The organism is Sphaerisporangium sp. NBC_01403, from assembly GCF_045040145.1.
Lineage (GTDB): Bacteria > Actinomycetota > Actinomycetes > Streptosporangiales > Streptosporangiaceae > Sphaerisporangium > Sphaerisporangium viridialbum.
Window position 1 is genome coordinate 2,913,318 of record NZ_CP109534.1, and the last position, 19,042, is coordinate 2,932,359.

Here is a 19,042-nt window from a genome sequence, read left to right on the forward strand (position 1 = left end):
CATGCTTGAGACCGTCCGCGGACCACGCCAGCTGATAGTGGGCGAAGGGGTCGCGCAGAACATCCCACGAGTGGTGGCCGAGTGTGGCTCGCGAGTCCTCATCGTGACCGACCGGGTTCTTCTGGGGCAGCCGGGCGTGGCCGAGATCGTGGCCGCCGTGCGGGAGAAGGTCGAAGTCGTCGGGGTGTTTGCCGACGCGACTCCGGACGTGCCACTCGCCGATGTCGCCCTGGCCGTCTCGGTCGCCGCAGAGGTGGACGCCGACGTAATCCTCGCCATCGGGGGTGGCACGGTGATCGACCTCGCCAAAATCGTCGGCGTCATCCGGCGCCACGGTGGGACGCCGCGCGACTTCTACGGCGAGTCGAAGGTGCCGGGGCCGACGATTCCTCTCGTCGCGGTCCCGACGACGTCAGGCACCGGCTCCGAGCTCACGCCCGTCTCGGTGTTGACCGACCCGGACCGCGAGCTGAAGGTGGGGGTCTCCAGCGTCCACATCGTGCCCGACTTCGCCATCGTCGACCCCGAGCTCACCTACACCTGCCCTGCGACCGTCACTGCCCACTCCGGCATCGACGCGTTTTGTCACGCGGTGGAGAGCTACACCGCGCGACCCCGGGCCCACGGACCGCGCGACCCGGTGGAGCAGGTCTTCCTCGGCCGCAACCCGATCACCGATCACTACGCGCTCCTGGCCGCGGAGCGGATCGCCCGCAGCTTGCCCCGTGTCGTCAGGGACGGAGGCGACAAGGACGCGCGCGCGGACATGTCCTATGGGTCCATGCTAGCCGGGCTCGCATTTTCCCACGCAGGCAACGCGGCTCCGCACGCCCTCCAGTACCCCATCGGCGCAGCCACCCACACACCGCACGGCCTGGGCGTCGGGCTGCTGCTGCCCTACGCGCTGGACGCGGCCAGGGATGCCATCGGCGACCGGTTGACCATCCTCGCCGGGGTGTGCGGGCTCGACGTGACCGACGCCTCGGATGCCGAGGCCGCAGATACATTCCTCACCTGGCTCGACGGGCTCCTTGCCGACATCGGCATCCCTACCACCTTGGCGGACATCGGCGTGGCACGCGCCGACCTCCCGCGCTTCGCGGAGATGGCCAGTGGCGTCACCCGCTTGATCCAGAACCATCCAGGCCCGACCGACACCGCCAGCCTGACCGCGATCCTCGAAGCGGCCTGGATCGGGGACCGGACCCGACACGTCCTGACTCCGGAGCAGAGATAGTGACGGGCCTTTCACATGACGACGAGTTCCCTGCCCCACCCTGGGTATCGGAATTGTCGGCTACGCCTTAATGGGAGCCGCCCATTCCCAGGCCTGGCGCACGGCTGCGCGCCCACCAGGCCGGCCACGGCCACAACAGCCACAACCCCACCGGCCCACCTCGCTCCACGCGGTGACATAACGTCATCATTCCACTGCGGATAGATCAACGCGAGTGAACAACCGAATCGTGATCGCATCTGCTCCCGGCCCCGACCAGGCCGGCCACCACCCCAAGATCATTTCACTACCCGCCTAACAGGTGGCCGGTGCTTCGGGCCTCGTCGCCCGTCTGCCCGGATGGGCCCCTGCGCGTCAAAACAGGGTGTCGCGCACGCGCAACGGCCGGTACCCCGTGGGTCCGAGCTGGGCCAGCTCGCCTTCGATGTCGACCTCGATGGAACCGAAGAAGTTGATGTTCTCGCTGTGTGCCGGGGAGATGTGCGCCAGGACCTCATCATCGATGCGCCGCCCGGCCTCGCGCATCGACTCCACCGCCAGGCCGTAGTACTCGGTCGTCCAGGCGACCACCGCGTTGGTGACCAGGGTCAGGCACCACGCCTGTTCACTCTGCTGTTCCAGATGGCGGCCGCGGATGGTGCCCTCGTGGGCGTACAGCAGGTCGCGTTTGAGCGCGTGCAGCGACTCGCCCTTGTTGAGCTGGCGGGAGATCTTGCGCCGGTAGGCGGGGTCGGCCAGGTAGCGGGCGGCGTAGATGGTGCGGCGCAGCGCGCCGTACTCCTTCAGCGCCGCCGCCAGCGCGTTCTGCCGGCTGGATGCGGAGAGTTTGCCGACCAGCAGGGATGCGGTGGCGTGGCCGAACTTCAGCGACCCGGCCAGCCTGAGCAGGTCGTCGTAGTGCTCGGTGATCAGACCGGTGTTCAGCCGCCGAGTCAGCAGCGGCGCGGCGCGGGGGTAGTCGGCCTCGGCCCGTGCCCGTGGCCATGCCCGGTACAGGGTGATCTTGCCCAGGTCGCGGATGCGGGGCGACAGCTGTAACCCCAGCAGGTCGAACAGCGCGAAGTTGACCAGCGTCACCCCGTGGGTGTCGGTCGCGTGCTCGGTGATCGGGATGTCGGTCGCGTTGCCCAAGATCTCGTCCAGCACGTAGTGGGCCTCGCGGTTCGTCGCGACGATGATCTTCGTGCCGTAGGTGGGTGTGCTGATCGGTCACATGGGTGTAGGTCGACAGGCCCTCGTGGGCGAAATACCCTGGCGGTGACCGACTTGCCGCGAGTGGGGAAGCGTTGCCCATCGCTGGAGGACAAGGTGCCGGCGCCGAAGATCGGGATGAGCGGCAGCCGCTGGTGGTAGCCGATGAGCGTCAGGTTGGCCGCGCGCAGGGTCTCCTCCCGCACGTACCACTCGCTGGTCCAGGCCAGCACGTCATAGGAGATCCCGCACGCATCCGCCATCCGGGTCAGCCCAAGATTGGTGGAGTGGCTGATCAGCACCGCGATCAGGTTGCGCCTCAACTCCGTGCTGCGGGCCTGCTTGCCGCCGGCGTGGGTGAAGCAATCCAGGTATCCGGTGCGTTTGTCCAGCTCGATCAGCAGCGACACGATCGGCGCGAACGGCAGCATTTCGGTCAGCTCGGCCTTCAGCGCGATCGCCTCCGCCGGCACGTCCTCCGCGGTCAACGGCGAGATCACCAGGTCGCCCTCCTCGTCCAGGCGCACCGGGCCGTCCCCGGCGGCCAAGACCTCCTCCAGTTCTCCCAGCGCCTCACCCAGTTCCCGCTCGGCCTCGGCTAGGGCGCCGGCGGCCTGGGCGGGTTTGCCGACCAGCCGGCAGAACTCCGCCCGCTGCGAGGACCACTGCCGCAGCGTCAGCAGGTAACCTCATCCAGCACCTCGGTCGCCGACTGCGCCAGCAAGGTCAGCAGGATCGGGTAGCGGCGCTGCGGATCGCGCCGTTGCAGCGCCTGCGCGGTCAACCGGCGGCCGACCGTGGCCAGGAACCGGCGCCGCTCGGCTGGCAGCACCGACAGGTCAAGGGCATCGGCGCCCACAGCGCGCAGGAACTCCAGCTTGGCTACCTCGGCCTTCACCGCGGCCGGGGAGGCCTCAACCGGGCCGGTGGATAACCACCGTAACCGGGTTGTACCGACCTCAGGGTCGGTCACCAGCAGCCCGTCGAGCTGGTCGCACCGCTGCGGGGTGAACTCGTGCGCCAGCCGGTCGAAGGTCTCCCGCTGCGCCTCGGCACGGGCGTGCGCGACCCTTTCCACCACGGTCACCGGACCGGGCCGGATCATCCGCGCCGAGATCAGATACTCACACGCCAGTCGGAACAGCAGCGTCGGCGAATCGTGCTCCAGCGCCCGCGCGAGCAGGAACTCATCCAGTTCCTTCAGCTCCACCGTCGTCGGCAGCCGCCACCCCAGATATCTCGCCACCAGTCGCAGATGCTCGGTCCGGGTCTTCGCCCGCCGGCCGTAGGACCGTAACTCGCCCGGATCGACGCCCAGCCGGGTGGCCAGCCTGGCCACCGCAACCGGCGGCGCCAACGACACCTTGTCCGGGACGAACCCCAGCCACGGCAACGTGCACAACGCGACCGCCAACCCAAGCCGGTCCGCCGGCCCCCGCCCCCGGCCAGGATCCACGAATGCGACATCAGCCGAGGTCAGGGTGAAGAACCGAAACAACTCCTCCCGGCCGATCTCCGGGAACCCCCGTAGACGCTCCAGCTCCTCATCCGCAAACACCCGCGTCGCCACGAACGACCTCCAGCCAGGCCCCAAGACCACCAGCAAAGAAGCCATTCAGCCATATCCGCCCGATTTACGGCGAGTACTACGGCGACCCCAGTCAGCGCCACGGCTCTTCGGGGGTGCCGGTTCGCCGGTTGTGGTGGTCCAACAGCCTGGACAGCAGCTCGGTCAACCACTGTCGCTCCTCGGGTGACAGCGGAGCCAGCAGTTCGTCCTGGCATTCGGCCAGCTGCTTCTCCAGTCGCCGCAGCTGCCGCTTGCCCGCGGCGGTCAGCGAGATGATGTTGCGCCGCCGATCGGAGGGGTCCGGGGCGCGCTCGACCAGTTTGCGATCGGCGAGCTCGTTGATCGTCGCGACCATGTCGCTGAGGTGGATGCCGCTACGGCGGCCCAGCGCGGCCTGGCTGGCCGGGCCGGACTCCTCCAGCGTCGCCAGCAGGCGGTAGTGGTAGCCGCGGGCGCGGACGGACGAGAACCCGTCGGCCACTAGGCGGTGCGCGTGGTTGGCGGTCTGGGTGAGCAGCCAGCTGGGCAGGCTCTCCCACCTGGCGGGCGTCTCCTCGGATGGGTTCTCCATGTGACAAGTCTAACGAATCGTTGGATGCACTAATGATCGTGCTATCGTTTGTGGAGTAAACGTTAGTCGACTGAACATTCGGCCACCGAATGAACCACCCTGGGAGTCAGGACCATGATCAAGCCGTTCCGCATCGACATCCCCCAGGCCGACCTCGACGACCTGAACGACCGGCTCTCCCGCACCCGTTGGCCCAATGAGGTCGCCGACGCCGGGTGGGACTACGGCTTCCCGCTGGCGCGGCTCAAGGAACTGGCCGAATACTGGCGCACCGGCTACGACTGGCGCGAGCACGAAGCCAAGCTCAACGAGCTTCCGCACTTCACCACCGAGATCGAGGGCCAGAACATCCACTTCGTCCACGTCCGGTCTTCGAAGCCGGACGCGCTCGCGCTGATCCTCACCCACGGCTGGCCCGGTTCGTTCCTGGAGTTCCTCGACGTGATCGAGCCGCTGTCGCGCGACTTCCACCTGGTGATTCCGTCCATCCCGGGTTACGGCTTCTCCGGGCCGACCCACGAGCGCGGCTGGGACATCGTCCGGGTCGCGCGGGCCTGGGCCGAGCTGATGCGCCGTCTCGGGTACGAGCGCTATGGCGCGCAGGGCGGCGACTTCGGTTCGGGCATCTCAATGGCGCTCGGCGCGGTGGCACCCGAGCGGGTCGTCGGGGTGCACGTCAACTACCTGCCGACCCGGCCGGTCCCGGACGCCGACATTGAACTGTCCGAAACGGATGAAGCCCGGCTGGACAAGGTCAGGCAGATGATGGCGAATCGTCCGCCGTACCAGGCTCTGCAGGCCCTCACCCCTCAGACCATCGGCTACGCGCTGACCGACTCGCCGGTCGGCCAGCTGGTCTGGATCGCCGAGCGCTTCGCACAGTGGACCGACCCTCGCTCGCAGATCAGTGACGAGCGGATGCTCACCGACATCTCGCTGTACTGGCTGACCGCCACTGCGGCTTCCTCGGCGCGGCTGCACCACGATACTCCGCGGCGGATCGAGCCGTGCCCGGTACCGGTTGGCGTGGCGGTGTTCGCGCACGACATCACGCAGTCGGTGCGACCGCTGGCCGAGCGGCTGTACGACATCAGGCACTGGTCGGAGTTCGAGCGCGGCGGCCACTTCGCCGCGATGGAGGTGCCGGAGCTGCTCGCCGAGGACGTCCGGGACTTCTTCCTTACCCACGTCAAGTAGGACTACCGGGTCGCCACCCGCTCCAAAGGCAGTGTTTGAGAATTGCGGAAGCCTCCAGTTGGTTTTGTTGTGTCGCAAGGAAACTCGATGCTGCGGGCTTCTGGTGTCTCGCATACCGGTACCTGCCGTGCTCACCGTCGGTCACTGGCGGCATCCAACTACTCGAAGGAGACCGTCATGACCAGCACCGAAACCCTGATCCGCGCGCTCGCCGACCGCGCCGAACTTGCCGACCTGGTCGCCCGCCACAGCCTGTGGATCGACGAGGGCCGCTACGACGAGACCGACCGGCTCTTCACCGAGGACGTCGTCGTCAAGTCCCCGCGCGGGGAGGCCCGCGGCATCGAGGCGCTCATCGCACTCGTGCGCTCGGGCCACGGCACGTATGTCCGCACCCTGCACAACAAGTCCAACCTCGTCATCGAGGTCGACGGCGAGACCGCCACGGTGCGGGCCCACGAAATCGCCGTCTTCGTCATCGACGACAAGACCGAGGCCGTCGCGAAGTCCACCGCAGCGCGGGGAACGTCTTCTTCCGATCTGCACCGAAGGTCGGAAGAAAATGAACTGTAACCACACGGCTACCGATCGGTATCACTCAAGTGTGATCGCTACGTGGCGAACCTGAAACGTTATAGAAGACCACGAGATGCGGGCGGGTGGCCCCGGGTCGTGTCACTCCTCGCCGGAGAACCGCTCCCATGCGGACTGGCGGGTGATCCCGAGAGCTTCGCCGATCTTGATCCAGGTGACGCCGCGTCGGCGCAGTTCCTGCACCCATGAGCGCAGGTCGGCCTCGGCCTGGTCGATGTGCGCGGCTACGCGCGGAATGTGGCTCAGCATCTCGCCGTCTGTCAACGACTCCCAGACGGGCACGCGCGGTCTTGCGGGGCTACCGAGGCTGCCGTCGATGAGCGACGCGGCGAGAGCCACGCACTCGTTGCAGATATGCACTCCAGGGCCGGCGACCAGCTTGTCGACCTTGGTGTCCGGCTTGCTGCAGAAGGAACACCGAGCGAGTTCGGTCAGAGTGTCAGGCGGTGTCACAGCGCACTCCTTAGGCGTCAGGATGTCCCTGACACCTTAGCCCGTCAGGGAATCCCTGACAACTGGTGTGCGTGTTGCACCTTTCTGACTGCTTGGCGATCGCGTTGGGGGAGAGCGCGGACGCCCCCGTCGTGGCGATCTGCTCCCACGCGCGTTCCTTGATCTCCGTACGCACCTGGACGCGGTAGCGCTCACGCGGGGGCTTCGTGCCCGTTTCCGCCATGGCCTGCCACCTTTCCGCGCCTGCACGGCTACATCCTCAAGATTTAGTTAGAGGCTATCACGAAAGCTATTGACACTCACTTCTCGTCTGCGTTACAACTAATAACGAACGCGAAAATGCGTAACTCGATGCACCACGCAGTGGAGGTCGTCATGAACGCCGAAGGACTCGTCGAGGTCGTTCTGCCGGGCAAGGTGGAGCCGGAAGGGCTGGAGATCCGGCACGGAGCCGTCCCCGCCGCGGGCCCGGGCCAGGTCGTGATCAGGATGGAGGCGACCGGGGTCTCCTTCGCCGAGCAGCAGATGCGCCGCGGCCGCTACTACGACCAGCCGGCGTTCCCGTTCGTGCCCGGGTACGACCTGGTCGGCACGGTTCTCACAACTGGCGAGGGTGTCGAGCCTGGCCTGGCCGGCACCCGGGTGGCCGCGCTGGTCAAGGTCGGCGGCTGGGCCACCCACGTGCTCGTCGACGCGGCGGACGTGGTGCGGGTGCCTGACGGGATCGGCGCGGCGGAGGCGGAGACCCTGGTGGTCAACGGCATCACCGCCTGGCAGATGCTGCACCGCAAGGCACGGGTCCGCACGGGGCAGACCATTGTGGTGCACGGCGCCAACGGCGGCGTCGGCTCGGTCCTGATCCAGCTCGCCCAGGCCGCAGGCGTGAAGGTGATCGGCACAGCATCCGCGCGCCACCACGACGCCCTGCGCGAACGCGGCGTCATCCCCGTCGACTACCGCACCGAGGACGTCGCCACGCGCGTCCGCGAGCTCGCCCCCGGCGGGGTGGACGCCGTCTTCGACCACGTCGGCGGCCGCAGCGTCGTCGGCTCCTGGCGCCTGCTCGCGCCCGGCGGCACGCTCGTCTCCTACGGCAGCGCCTCCACCCGGGACGACAAGGGGTCCAAGCAGTGGCCCATGCTCAAGCTGCTCGGCCGGGTGTGGCTGTGGAACGCGCTGCCCAACCGCCGCCGCGCCTACTTCTTCAACATCTGGGCCGGGCGAGCGCTGACAAAGAACCGGTTCCGCGCCCGGTTGCACGCCGACCTCACCCAGGTCTTCGCAGCCCTCCAGCGCGGTGACCTCACCGCCCAGATCGCCGCCCGGCTCCCGCTGACCCACATCGCCGACGCTCTGCGGCTGGCCGAATCCGGCACCGTCGCCGGAAAGATCGTACTGACCCCGTAGCTCATCCCTTCCGCAGCCGGTGGCCGCACGATCTTCTCCCTCCCTTACCTGATACGCGAGGAACCGCCATGACCACCCCCACCACCACCAGGCGCCACCGGGCAAGGCTGCTCATCCCCGCGGCGATCGCCGGAACCGCTCGACCGCCTCGGCCGTGGTTTTCGCGCCGAAACGCCCCGAGTGCCTGGATGGTCACAGGTCCAGGCCGGAGCCGCCGAACCGGTCCTGCAGGAACCTGCCCTGGTCGCGCAGGGCCTGCTCGTCGCCCCGGTAGACCGACTCGGCCACCTTGCTCAGCTGGGCGGCGAGCAGGTCGAGCTGGGCGAGCAGCTCCTCGTGGGCGCTGCGCTCCCGCTCGCCGCGCCGCGTGAGCGCGTACGAGCGGGGCAGGTTCGCGTACGCCTCCAGGCTGGACGGCAGGTAGTCCCTGATCGTCTGGGAGACGATGTGCAGGTGGTCAGGGGAGGAGGTGAGCGCGTCCGCGCGCCGCAGGATGTCGCGCAGCACCTCGGCGAGCGCGCCGACCCTCGCCACCACGTCCTCGGGGAACCGGGTGCCGCCGACCTTGACCAGCAGGGTGTCGAGGTCGGCGTACAGCCGCCGGGACTCCACCTCCGCGTGCGAGATCGTGAGCCGCACCCGGTCCGCCGGTGCCAGCAGCGCCCCGACGCCGTACAGCCCGGCGACCACGACGGGCCAGAACGCCCCGGCGAGGCCGAAGAAGACCAGGACCACCCCGGCGAGCGCCAGGGCGCACCCGGCGATGTTCTTGGTCGACCCGGCGTAGGCGAGGATCCGCCCGCCGGGGCTACTGGTAGCCACGGATCTCCTTGAAGGCGGCGGCCAGCGACCCCTTGCGGGCGTCGAAGGTCGCTCCACCGGTGAGCTGGGCGATCTGCCGCATCGCGCCGACGTCGCTGTCGCCGAAGAGCACGACGAACGTCGGGAACTTCACGGGCAGCGACGTGTAGAAGGTGGCGAAGTCGTCGTACGAGCTGCCGTCCGTGTTCTCGCCGTCCGTCATCAGCACGATAGAGGTGAAGTCTCCCGATGCCGCCGACCCGGCCTGCTCGTAGGCGGCCCGCAGGCTGTCGAAGATGGCCGTGCCGCCGCTCGCCCGCAGCCCCTCGCCGTACGAGCGGATCTGCTGGAGCACCGGTTCGGGGTCGCGCTCGGGCAGCGCGAACGTCCGCGGGGCGTCGGGCGCGGTGCTGAACGGGATCATCGTGACCGTCTCGCGGTCACGGAAGCGCGAGAACGACCCGCTGGCGGAGGTGTCGGCACCGGACAGCGCGGTGAGCGCCTGCTTGAGGGCGTCGATCCGGTCGCCCGTCATCGAACCGGAGGTGTCCAGCACGAACAGCGTCCGCGACGGCTTGCGCACCTGGTTCAGGTAGACGCCGATCAGCTCGTCCGCCGCGCTGCGCCGGTTGGGGAACGGCAGCTCCACCAGCGGCGCGGTCCCGAAACGCTCGTCCGGCCTGACCTCGGGGACGATCGGCCGGCGGTAGGTCGTGGTCATGAGTTCCCGCTGGATCTCGGGCCTGCGCAGCCAGGCGGCGAGCTTCCCGTACAGCTCCTTCTTGCCGGGCGTCGCGGAGCTCAGGAGCGTGAGCGGGTAGTCGGCCGTCACCACCCCGTCGCTCGGGTAGATCAGCGTGAGCGGTTCCTTGAGCCTGCCGGAGGCGTTGAGGCCGAGCAGCACGGACTCGTAGTTCACCAGCCCGTCCACCGTGCCCTGCTTGGCGTACGCGTCCGCGAGCCATCCGGAGGAGCCGGCCGTGAGCGTCTGCGCCGAGAAGAACCGCTTCAGCTTGGGGGTGGCCGCGTCGATCTGGGCCTTGTCCACGGCCTCCCCGGCGTCGGAGAGCGCCGCCGTCACGCCGACCAGCGCCGAGAATCCGGAGTTGGACGCCGCGGGGCTGGTCATGCCGAAGGTGAACTTGTGGGCGCGGGCGGCTGAGGCGATGTCGTTCCAGGTCACGGGCTTGCCGTCCCACCCGAGCTCGCGAGCCTTGGACGCCTTCAGCCCGAGCAGCACGGGCGAGACCATGACCTTGGTCTGGGTCGAGAGCCGTGCGTTCGCCCCGTCGATCAGCGACAGATAGCGGTTGGAGGAGAACCACGTCGCGTCGTACGTCCCATCCGCGCCGCCGCTCGCGACCTGGTCGGCCCCGTCGAGCGTTCCGGCGTACGACAGGGTGACCCGCACGCCGACGGCGTCCTGGGCTCGCTTGAGCAGCGGTTCCAGGTCCTTGATCTCGCTTCCCGCGAGGACGCGCAGCGCGTCGGGAGCGTCCACGGGGGTGGCGGGCGTGTCCGTCCCGCCGCACGCGGCCGACGCGATCAGCATGGGCAGCACGGCCAGCAGGGCGAGCGCCCGCCTGGTGGGCCGCGAACCCGCCCGTACGCCGGGCGACGGCTCGCTCATCGGGGGAGCGCCTGTTCGTCGCCGCGCTGGGAGCGCTCCAGGTACGTGCGCGCGTGGTCGAGCTCGACGGTCAGGCTGTCCACGGTGATCGCCATGTTCTCCACCGCCTGGGCCTTGAACGTGTCGATCATGTCCATGGTGCTGTAGATGTTGTCGAACGCCTTGCGTAGCGCGTCCATGTTGACCGTGGTGGACGCCGCCTGGGTCTGGATGTCGGCCGCCTGCGTGCGCAGCATCTCGCTGGTCGCCACGATCAGGTCGGAGGTGGTGGCGTTCAGCGCCGTGATCTGGTCGAGCACGAGCTTCTGGTTGGCGAGGGCCTGGGCCACGGTCACGGCCGTGCGCAGGGCCGCGATCGTCGTCGTGGTCGCCCGGTCCACACCCTTGATCAGCTCTAGGTTGTTCTTGCGGATCAGGTCCAGGGCGAGGTACCCCTGGGCGGACACCGCGAGCTGGGTGAGCAGGTCCTGGTGCTTCTGCCGGATGCCGAACAACGCGTCCGAGCGGAGCGCGGTGGCCTTCTCCGGGTCGGCCGCCTCGACCTGCATGATCTTGTCTTCCACCGCGGAGTCGAGGGCGGCGGCCAGCAGGGCGTACTCCTGCAGGCGCTTCATCGACTCCCACAGGTTGGTCTTCTCGCCCTCGATGGCCGCGTTGTCCTTGAGGAGCTCGTCCTGCCCGGACTTGAGGGCGCGGATGATGTCGTCGATGTGCCGCTGCGCCGACTGATATTTCGCGAAATAGTCGCGCAGCTTATCGCCGAACGGGATCAGCCCCAGCAGCTTCTTCGCCGGGTTGGACGCCTGCTTGGGGTCGAGGTCGACGATCGTGCGGCGCAGCGCGACCAACTGCCCCGCCACCGCCGCCTGCGCGTCCTTGCCCTCGCCCCTGGCGGACGCCAGCGCGGCCACCGGGCGCTTCAGCATCCGGTTCGCCACCTGCGAGGACGCCCGGATCTCCGAGTCGCCCATGGAGGTGATGTCGCGCACCTTGCGGGTGAACTCCGGCGACCGGGGGTCCAGGCCGTTCAGCTCCTCGGCGAAGCCCTCGGCCTTCTCGGCCAGCTCGGAGGTGCGTCCCTCCGGGACCGGCAGCATGGTGGCCGCCTTCTCCGTGGGCACCTTGGCCACGGGTTCGGGCGGGCTGAGCACGAGATCGCTCACGGTGGTCTCTCCTCGAAGGGGGGAAGGTGAGGTCAGGGGGTGGGGGAGGGGACCGCACCGGACCGGTAGAGCCGGTCGATCGCGGCGATCATGCCCTCCAGCCGTTCGTAGTCGGGCGGCTCCACCACGTCGATCAGGCCGGCCGGCAGCGGCGCCTTGACCTTGGCCGCCAGTTCGTCGAACGCCTTGGCCGCGGCGGTGCGGAAGCCGTACTGCGCGGCGAGGCGCCCGAGTTCCGGGTCCTCCTGCAGGAGCCGGCCGACCTCGGTGCCCTGCGGGCTGAGCGGTACGAGCGTGTGCTTGCTGAGGACCGTGGGCGAGGGGTAGATCAGCCGCATGTCGGGGCGGATCGCGCCGTCCCCGGCGAACAGCCGCGAGGCGTACTGCGCCTCGTAGACCATGACCATGGGCGTCTTGCCCATCCCCAGGGACAGGTAGTCCTCGAACGGGGCCTCGGTGGAGGTCTCGGAGTAACCCTGGTCGAGGAAGAGAGGAGCGACGGCTTCCGCGACCTTGGAGGCCTGCGCGTTCGAGGTGACCACGTCGTCGCCGTTGGCCACGTAGCCGGCGATCGAGAGGTACATCGCCGCGGAGTTGGAGGTGCGCACGTCGGTGGTGGTGAGCAGTACGCGCTTGCGCGCCGGGTAGACGGTGTTGCCCGGGAGCTTGTCCCACCGGGTGCCCTTGGCCGCCAGATCCAGATATTTCCGGATATCTAGCACCTGGTAGCCCTGGCCGGAATCTCGTACGACGCCCGCCTTGGCGAGCACGTCCACGATCGGGCCGAAGGTGGCGATCGCCATGGGGGAGGAGAACGGCGCGAACGTGCGGGTGGCGCCCTGGTCGCGCCTGATCTTCTCGGCCGCCGGAGCGCTGGAGGGGAACGCGAAGCCGTACTTCTTCAGATCCACCGAGGCCGCGATCTGCCGCGAGCCGGCGGTGTCGACCTCCACCCGGAGGCCGTGCCGGGCGAAGAGGGCCCGCACCCTCTGGTCGTCGAAGAACGGCTTCTTCTCCGATCCGATCACCCCGCGGACCAGGGTGAGCTCCCGCGTTTCCGTGCCGCCGCGGTTGCCCATCACGATCGCCGCCACCACGGCGGCGCCGAGGAGAAGCGCCAGCCCGACGCCGATCCAACGCTTCATTTGATTCCTCGAAAGTTCGCCCCGTATCGCCATAAATCGGCGTCCCCCACCGAATTATGTGAGCTATCACGACAGGGTGCAGCGAGGCTTCCAGGAAGTATTGATAATTCCGCTTCCGTTCACCGTTACGTCATAATCCAAAAGCACAAAAAGCCGGTTATGACCCACAAAAGTGGATAAAAGGGGCAACGGGCCTTCTATCCGCCGCGACATGGCCGGTGTAACCGGATGATCTTCGGGATGTCCGCCAATGTTCATCCTTGTCGATCTTCCCTGCGAGTCCGGCTCGCTAGCATCCCAAAGGTGGAGCAGGAGCTCAGGGCCGACGAGGGCTCGTACATCACGGCCGCACGGGTCCTTGAGGACTCGGCCGAGCTGTTCGGCGGGCACACCGACGCCCTGCTCACCGCGATCTCCGGCGGCGGGCGCTCGCCGTGGGGAGCCGGCCTCATCGGCATGGCCATCGGCCCGAGGGGCCTGGGCTCGGTGCAGCTGTATGTGGACGGCAGGGGCGGCTGGAGGCGATGGACCGAGGTCGAGCGGCAGCGGGGCGCCGCCTTCGACTACGTGATCGGCAATCTGGACCGGGGGAACAACTTCCTGACCGACCGGAATGAAGCGCTGAGGTTCTACGACCACGCCCTCAGCAGCCCGACCTCCTCCGAATCCGCCATCCGATCCCCGTTCGTGACCAATTATCTGGACAGGCCGCTCGACCCCGGCGTGCTCGCCGATCTGCGCGGGCTCGATCTGGAGGCCGAGGCCCGCCGCCTGCGCGCGTCGGGCCTCGGGATGGTGGAGATCGGCGGCCGGATCGAGCGCCTCAGGGAACTGCGGGAGCTGGGCATGATCACGGGCAGGAGCTGGCGCGGCCGGATCATCTCCGGCGTGGGCTCCTAGCCGGAGACGGGGCGACGCCCGATGACCGCGGTCATCGGGCGTCGCGCGAGGGAGTCCGGGCGGGTGCTCAGGGGCTGACGTAGGCGGAAGGTTGGCGGGGGAGTTCAGGGGCTGACGTAGGCCGGGAGGTTGGCCTTCACCACGTGCTGGCGGAAGGTGAACACCTGGGGGTCCTCCGGGTCGATCACGGCGCTCACCCAGTGGCTCTGGCCGCTGCCGAAGGTCTGCACCCGCGTGACGTTCTGGATGGTCTGGTCCTTGGCGTCGTTGAGCGGCTTGTCGACCCGAAGTACGTGGCTGTCGCCGTTGACCAGCAGCACCTGGCCGGGGAACCCGATGGACAGCTGGGCCAGCTTGCGCTTGGTGTCGGCGAAGTGCGCGGTCGGCTCGGTGCTCCACATGTCGGCCTGCAGGACGATGACGATCGCCGCGGAGCGGGCGGCGCGGGCGGCGGCGAAGCCCTGATCCAGCCACTGCAGGTTGGCCGCGTTGCGCGCGGTGTACTCGGCGAGGTCGCCGTCGATCTGCTTGCCGGTGGCGTCGAACTGCGGCGCGTTGTTGTCGCTGCCGGGGACGTTGAGGCCGAGGTAGGTCACGCTGCCGTACTTCCAGCGGACGTTCTCGGGGTAGGCGGCGGACTGGCGCTGGAGCGCGAGCGTCTGCCGGCCGAAGGACCTCGGGGTCGCGGCGAACATGCGGCGCACCAGGGCCAGCCGCTCGTTCGGGTCGTAGCCGCCGGCGCTGGGCCGGTCGCAGTCGGTCCACTCGTTGTCACCGGGCACGTACACCAGCGGGTCGCGGAAGGTCGCGAAGCTCTTCGCCGACAGGTCGTACAGCGGCTGGTCGCACCGCTCGCTGCCGTTCTTGATGTCCCCGTCGAAGATGGTGAAGGCGATGCGCTTGTCGGCGTTGATCTCGTCGATGACGCGCGGGTACTGGGTGCGTCCCAGGTCGCCGTACGGCATGTCGCCAATGAGCGCGATCTCGTACTTCTTGCCACCGTCCCCGTGGCCGTCATGGTCGGAACCGCCACCCGCGTACGCGGCCACGGTCCCGCCGAATATCACCAGCGCGCTGGCGGCCGCCGTCAACAAGGTCCTGCGCATGATCGCTCTCCGAACGCCGAGCTGTAAGGTCAATGAATCCCAGACCCTTCGCATGACGCTCCGGCGACCTGTCACGGTACCCGGCATGAAACGCTGAAGAACCTCACTGATCGCCGGTTCACCTGTGACGCGACCGATCGCGGACAGTGCGCGCCACCTGCGTCATGAGCGCCTCGGCTCCTGGCCGGCTCGGGTGAAGATCGTTGCCGGGACCGTTCGGCCCAGCACGCTAGAAGTTTCGTCCCACCGTTTGCTCTTATATCCTTGATCTAAGCCGAGAGGCGCTGCGACGGGCCGAGGTCCGCCACGCTCGGCCAGCACAGTTCCCAAGGGCGCCTTCCATAACGGAAGGCGGTCCGGTGAGCAGCTTCGTGAACCACGGCGACGACCATGGGCGTGACACTGTCCGGCGGGCACCCGACGCCGGAGCAGGCGGCGGGGCTCAAGCTCTGCGGAGGCTTCTGGACCAGCGGGTCGCGGTGCTCGACGGGGCCTGGGGGACGATGCTGCAAGGCGCGGGTCTGACTCCGGCCGACTATCGCGGGGAGCGCTTCCAGGACCATCCGCGTGACGTGACCGGCAACCCGGACCTGCTGAACCTGACACGGCCGGATGTCATCCTCGACGTGCACCGGCAGTACCTGGCGGCGGGCGCGGACATCACCACGACCAACACCTTCACGGCGACGAGCATCGGCCAGTCGGACTACCTGCTGCAGCCGCTGGTGCGTGAGATGAACCTGCGGGGCGCCCAACTGGCGCGGCAGGCCGCGGACGAAGCGGGCGGGCGTTTCGTCGCCGGCTCGATCGGGCCGCTGAACGTCACGCTCTCGCTGTCGCCGCGTGTGGAGGACCCCGCGTACCGGGCGGTGTCATTCGACGAGGTCCGCGCCGCGTACGCCGAGCAGGTCCAGGCGCTGGCCGACGGCGGGGTCGACCTGCTGCTGATCGAGACGATCTTCGACACGCTCAACGCGAAGGCGGCGATCGCCGCCGCACGCGACGTGGCTCCGCACCTGCCGCTGTGGATTTCGGTGACGATCGTCGACCTGAGCGGGCGCACGCTGTCGGGGCAGACCGTCGAGGCGTTCTGGAACGCGATCGAACACGCCGAGCCCCTGGTGGTGGGCGTGAACTGTTCGCTGGGCGCCGAGGAGATGCGCCCGCACGTGGCCGAGTTGTCGCGGCTCGCCGGCGTCTACACGGCGTGTCATCCCAACGCCGGGCTGCCGAACGCGTTCGGCGGCTACGACCAGACGGCGCACGAGACCGCACAACTGCTCGGCGAGTTCGCCGCGGCAGGCATGGTCAACATCGTCGGCGGGTGCTGCGGCACGACACCGGGGCATATCACGCAGATCGCGGCCACCGTGTCCGATCTCCGGCCGCGCCCGGTCCCGGCGCCTCCGGCGCGCACCCGGTTCAGCGGTCTGGAGCCCTTCGCGATCGGCCCGGACACGGGATTCGTCATGATCGGGGAGCGGACCAACGTCACGGGGTCGGCGCGGTTCCGGCGCCTGGTCGAAGCGGACGATTACCAGGCCGCCGTCGACGTCGCGCTGGAGCAGGTGCGCGGCGGGGCCAACCTGCTCGACGTCAACATGGACGCCGACCTGCTCGACAGCGAGCGGGCCATGACCACGTTCCTGAATCTGGTCGCGACCGAGCCGGAGGTCGCCCGCATCCCGATCATGGTCGACAGTTCGCGGTGGAGCGTGCTGGAGGCCGGGCTCAAGTGCGTGCAGGGCAAGGGCGTGGTCAACTCGATCAGCCTCAAGGAGGGTGAGGGCCCGTTCCTGGAGCAGGCCGCACGCATCCGGGACTACGGCGCCGGTGTGGTCGTCATGGCCTTCGACGAGCAGGGGCAGGCCGACACCGCCGAGCGCAAGGTGTCGATCTGCGCCCGCGCCTACGACCTGCTCACCCAGCGGGCCGGGTTCGCCCCTGAGGACATCGTGTTCGACCCCAACGTGCTCGCGGTCGCCACAGGCATCGCCGAGCACAACGGCTACGCGAAGGCGTTCATCGACGCGCTGCCGCTGATCAAGCAGCGCTGCCCCGGAGCACGGACCAGCGGCGGCATCTCCAACCTGTCGTTCTCCTTCCGCGGCAATGACATCGTGCGCGAGGCGATGCACTCGGCGTTCCTCTTCCACGCCGTACGAGCCGGGCTGGACATGGGCATCGTCAACGCGGGACAGCTCGCGGTCTACCAGGACATCCCCGCGGACCTGCTCGAACTCGTCGAGGACGTCCTGTTCGACCGTCGCGCCGACGCCACCGACCGGCTCGTCGCCTTCGCCGAGACGGTCAGCGGGACGGGCACCCGCCGTACGGTGGACCTGTCGTGGCGCGAGGCGCCGGTCGAGCAGCGCCTGGCGTACGCGCTGGTCCACGGCATCGTGGACTTCATCGAGGCCGACACCGAAGAAGCCCGGGGGCGGGCGGCGCGCCCACTCCAGGTGATCGAGGGGCCGCTCATGGACGGCATGAAGACCGTGGGCGACCTGTTCGGCTCCGGGAAGATGTTCCTGCCCCAGGTGGTCAAGAGCGCGCGGGTGATGAAGCGCGCGGTCGCCTATCTGGAGCCGTACATGGAAGCCGAGAAGGAGCAGGCGCGGCTGGAGGGCAGAGCCGAGGTCAGCCGCGGCAACGGGAAGGTGGTGCTCGCCACCGTCAAGGGCGACGTGCACGACATCGGCAAGAACATCGTGGGCGTCGTGCTCGGCTGCAACAACTACGAGGTCATCGACCTGGGTGTCATGGCCCCCGCCGCCGTCATCCTCGACACCGCGGTCGCCGAAGGCGCCGACGCCGTGGGCCTGTCAGGCCTGATCACCCCGTCGCTGGACGAGATGGTCACCGTCGCTGCCGAGATGAAGCGCCGCGGGCTGAAGCTGCCCCTGCTGATCGGCGGTGCCACGACGTCGCGCCAGCACACCGCCGTCCGCATCGCCCCGGCCTATGACGGCACGACGGTCCACGTGCTCGACGCCTCCCGCGTCGTCGGCGTGGTCTCGGACCTGCTCGATCCCGGACGGGCCGAGGAACTGGCCGTGAGCAACCACGCCGAGCAGGAGCGCCTGCGCGAGCAGCACGCGACCAGGGAGCGGAGTCCCCTGCTGACCCTCGCGCGGGCCCGCGCGAACCGTGAGCGGGTACCGTTCGACGACCTGGCCGTTCCCGCCTTCACCGGCACCCGCTTCGTCCAGCCGGATCTCGCCACCCTCCGCGCGATGATCGACTGGCAGTTCTTCTTCGTCGCCTGGCAACTGAAGGGCAAGTACCCGGCGATCCTCGAACAGCCGGCGGCCCGCGAGCTCTACGACGATGCGAACGCCCTGCTCGACCAGATCATCGCGGACGGATCATTCCAGGCCCGGGGCGTCTATGGCTTCTGGCCCGCGCACTCCGAGGGCGACGACATCCTGATCACCACGGGCCGGTCGGGTGCGGGTGACCGCGTTCTCCGGCTGCCGATGCTGCGCCAGCAGACGGCCAAGCCCGCGGGCCGGCCCAACCGGTGCCTCGCGGACTACGTGGCCCCGGCGGGGGATCACCTCGGCGGCTTCGCCGTGGCCGTCCACGGCGCCGAGGAACTCGCTCGTACCTTCGAGGAGCGCCACGACGACTACCGGGCGATCATGGTGAAAGCCCTGGCCGACCGCTTCGCCGAGGCATTCGCCGAGCACATCCACCTCCAGGCGCGGCGCGCCTGGTTCGAGCCGGACGCCGACCCCTCACTCGAGGACCTGCACGCTGAGCGCTTCCGCGGCATTCGTCCCGCATCCGGCTACCCGGCGAGCCCGGACCACAGCCAGAAACAGGAGCTGTTCGACCTGCTTGACGCCGAACGACTCGGCATGGGCCTGACGGAATCCTTCGCGATGACCCCCGCGGCCAGCGTCAGCGGTCTGATCTTCGCTCACCCCTCGTCGCGGTACTTCAGTGTGGGACGTATCGGCAAAGACCAGGCCGAGGACTACGCCCTGCGGCGAGGCGTCGACCTTTCAGAAGTCGAGCACTGGCTGCGCCCCAACCTCGCCTACGACCCCCGGTGACCGCACTTCGGCACCG

At 68.7% G+C, this 19,042-nt stretch carries 16 protein-coding genes and 1 riboswitch; of the genes, 6 read left to right on the forward strand and 10 right to left on the reverse strand.

Going from position 1 to position 19,042, the window contains the following annotated elements; genetic code table 11:
- The first annotated feature begins 1 nt into the window (after position 1).
- Positions 2-1,237, forward strand: coding sequence for an iron-containing alcohol dehydrogenase (locus tag OG589_RS13145; RefSeq protein WP_155340576.1), 1,236 nt, complete (start codon positions 2-4; stop codon positions 1,235-1,237).
- Between the two features lie 354 nt (positions 1,238-1,591).
- Here the strand turns inward: OG589_RS13145 and OG589_RS13150 are convergent, their stop codons facing one another.
- From OG589_RS13150 to OG589_RS13165, 4 genes are all read right to left on the reverse strand, one after another.
- The gene (locus OG589_RS13150) at positions 1,592-2,383 is read right to left on the reverse strand and encodes a Tn3 family transposase (protein WP_405148997.1); all 792 of its coding nucleotides are present in this window, start codon (positions 2,381-2,383) and stop codon (positions 1,592-1,594) included.
- Entirely contained in the window at positions 2,311-2,955 is a 645-nt protein-coding gene (locus OG589_RS13155) for a Tn3 family transposase (RefSeq protein WP_405148999.1), read from the reverse strand. The genes OG589_RS13150 and OG589_RS13155 overlap by 73 nt, the downstream gene beginning before the upstream one ends.
- Before the next feature lie 149 nt (positions 2,956-3,104).
- Positions 3,105-3,998, reverse strand: a complete 894-nt coding sequence (locus tag OG589_RS13160) for a DUF4158 domain-containing protein (protein ID WP_405149001.1) — start codon at positions 3,996-3,998, stop codon at positions 3,105-3,107.
- Between the two features lie 91 nt (positions 3,999-4,089).
- A complete protein-coding gene (locus OG589_RS13165; RefSeq protein ID WP_405149003.1) occupies positions 4,090-4,569 on the reverse strand; it encodes a MarR family winged helix-turn-helix transcriptional regulator in 480 nt (159 codons plus the stop codon).
- A gap of 114 nt (positions 4,570-4,683) precedes the next feature.
- Between OG589_RS13165 and OG589_RS13170 the strand changes: the two genes are divergently transcribed.
- Together OG589_RS13170 and OG589_RS13175 are read left to right on the forward strand one after the other, a co-directional pair.
- Positions 4,684-5,766, forward strand: a complete 1,083-nt coding sequence (locus tag OG589_RS13170; RefSeq protein ID WP_405149005.1) for an epoxide hydrolase family protein — start codon at positions 4,684-4,686, stop codon at positions 5,764-5,766.
- Between the two features lie 177 nt (positions 5,767-5,943).
- Positions 5,944-6,339: a nuclear transport factor 2 family protein gene (locus OG589_RS13175; RefSeq protein ID WP_405149007.1), complete on the forward strand. Its 396-nt coding sequence runs from the start codon at positions 5,944-5,946 to the stop codon at positions 6,337-6,339.
- 102 nt (positions 6,340-6,441) lie between these two features.
- Here OG589_RS13175 and OG589_RS13180 read toward each other — a convergent pair whose 3' ends face one another.
- A complete protein-coding gene (locus tag OG589_RS13180; protein WP_405149009.1) occupies positions 6,442-6,813 on the reverse strand; it encodes a ClpX C4-type zinc finger protein in 372 nt (123 codons plus the stop codon).
- A gap of 375 nt (positions 6,814-7,188) precedes the next feature.
- On the opposite strand from OG589_RS13180, the gene OG589_RS13185 reads away from it, so the two are divergent.
- A complete protein-coding gene (locus OG589_RS13185) occupies positions 7,189-8,220 on the forward strand; it encodes a medium chain dehydrogenase/reductase family protein (protein WP_405149011.1) in 1,032 nt (343 codons plus the stop codon).
- 192 nt (positions 8,221-8,412) lie between these two features.
- Here the strand turns inward: OG589_RS13185 and OG589_RS13190 are convergent, their stop codons facing one another.
- The 4 genes from OG589_RS13190 to OG589_RS13205 are packed head-to-tail and all read right to left on the reverse strand — an operon-like array spanning position 8,413 to position 12,959.
- The gene (locus OG589_RS13190) at positions 8,413-9,042 is read right to left on the reverse strand and encodes a hypothetical protein (RefSeq protein WP_405149013.1); all 630 of its coding nucleotides are present in this window, start codon (positions 9,040-9,042) and stop codon (positions 8,413-8,415) included.
- The gene (locus tag OG589_RS13195; RefSeq protein ID WP_405149014.1) at positions 9,029-10,651 is read right to left on the reverse strand and encodes an extracellular solute-binding protein; all 1,623 of its coding nucleotides are present in this window, start codon (positions 10,649-10,651) and stop codon (positions 9,029-9,031) included. The genes OG589_RS13190 and OG589_RS13195 overlap by 14 nt, the downstream gene beginning before the upstream one ends.
- A complete protein-coding gene (locus OG589_RS13200; RefSeq protein WP_405149015.1) occupies positions 10,648-11,814 on the reverse strand; it encodes a toxic anion resistance protein in 1,167 nt (388 codons plus the stop codon). Before OG589_RS13200 ends, OG589_RS13195 begins: the two co-directional genes overlap by 4 nt.
- Positions 11,815-11,846: 32 nt before the next feature.
- On the reverse strand, positions 11,847-12,959 hold the full coding sequence (locus OG589_RS13205) for a hypothetical protein (RefSeq protein ID WP_405149016.1): 1,113 nt from the start codon (positions 12,957-12,959) through the stop codon (positions 11,847-11,849).
- Between the two features lie 303 nt (positions 12,960-13,262).
- Here OG589_RS13205 and OG589_RS13210 point away from each other — a divergent pair, with 303 nt between their 5' ends.
- Complete coding sequence (locus OG589_RS13210) at positions 13,263-13,859, forward strand: hypothetical protein (protein ID WP_405149018.1); 597 nt, start codon at positions 13,263-13,265, stop codon at positions 13,857-13,859.
- A gap of 104 nt (positions 13,860-13,963) precedes the next feature.
- Here the strand turns inward: OG589_RS13210 and OG589_RS13215 are convergent, their stop codons facing one another.
- On the reverse strand, positions 13,964-14,965 hold the full coding sequence (locus OG589_RS13215) for a hypothetical protein (RefSeq protein WP_405149020.1): 1,002 nt from the start codon (positions 14,963-14,965) through the stop codon (positions 13,964-13,966).
- Positions 14,966-15,235: 270 nt separating this feature from the next.
- Positions 15,236-15,310, forward strand: a riboswitch (S-adenosyl-L-homocysteine riboswitch).
- Positions 15,311-15,414: 104 nt separating this feature from the next.
- Here OG589_RS13215 and metH point away from each other — a divergent pair.
- Positions 15,415-19,026 carry a methionine synthase gene (metH, locus tag OG589_RS13220; protein ID WP_405152036.1) on the forward strand — a complete coding sequence of 1,204 codons (3,612 nt, stop codon included), beginning with the start codon at positions 15,415-15,417 and terminating at the stop codon, positions 19,024-19,026.
- The last annotated feature ends 16 nt before the right edge of the window (positions 19,027-19,042 follow it).

Coding starts and splice junctions, on each gene's coding strand:
- OG589_RS13170 (WP_405149005.1), top strand. CDS start 4,684: ATGATCAAGCCGTTCCGCATCGACATCCCCCAGGCCGACCTCGACGAC.
- OG589_RS13175 (WP_405149007.1), top strand. CDS start 5,944: ATGACCAGCACCGAAACCCTGATCCGCGCGCTCGCCGACCGCGCCGAA.
- OG589_RS13185 (WP_405149011.1), top strand. CDS start 7,189: ATGAACGCCGAAGGACTCGTCGAGGTCGTTCTGCCGGGCAAGGTGGAG.
- OG589_RS13165 (WP_405149003.1), bottom strand. CDS start 4,569: ATGGAGAACCCATCCGAGGAGACGCCCGCCAGGTGGGAGAGCCTGCCC.
- OG589_RS13145 (WP_155340576.1), top strand. CDS start 2: ATGCTTGAGACCGTCCGCGGACCACGCCAGCTGATAGTGGGCGAAGGG.
- OG589_RS13205 (WP_405149016.1), bottom strand. CDS start 12,959: ATGAAGCGTTGGATCGGCGTCGGGCTGGCGCTTCTCCTCGGCGCCGCC.
- OG589_RS13215 (WP_405149020.1), bottom strand. CDS start 14,965: ATGCGCAGGACCTTGTTGACGGCGGCCGCCAGCGCGCTGGTGATATTC.
- OG589_RS13195 (WP_405149014.1), bottom strand. CDS start 10,651: ATGAGCGAGCCGTCGCCCGGCGTACGGGCGGGTTCGCGGCCCACCAGG.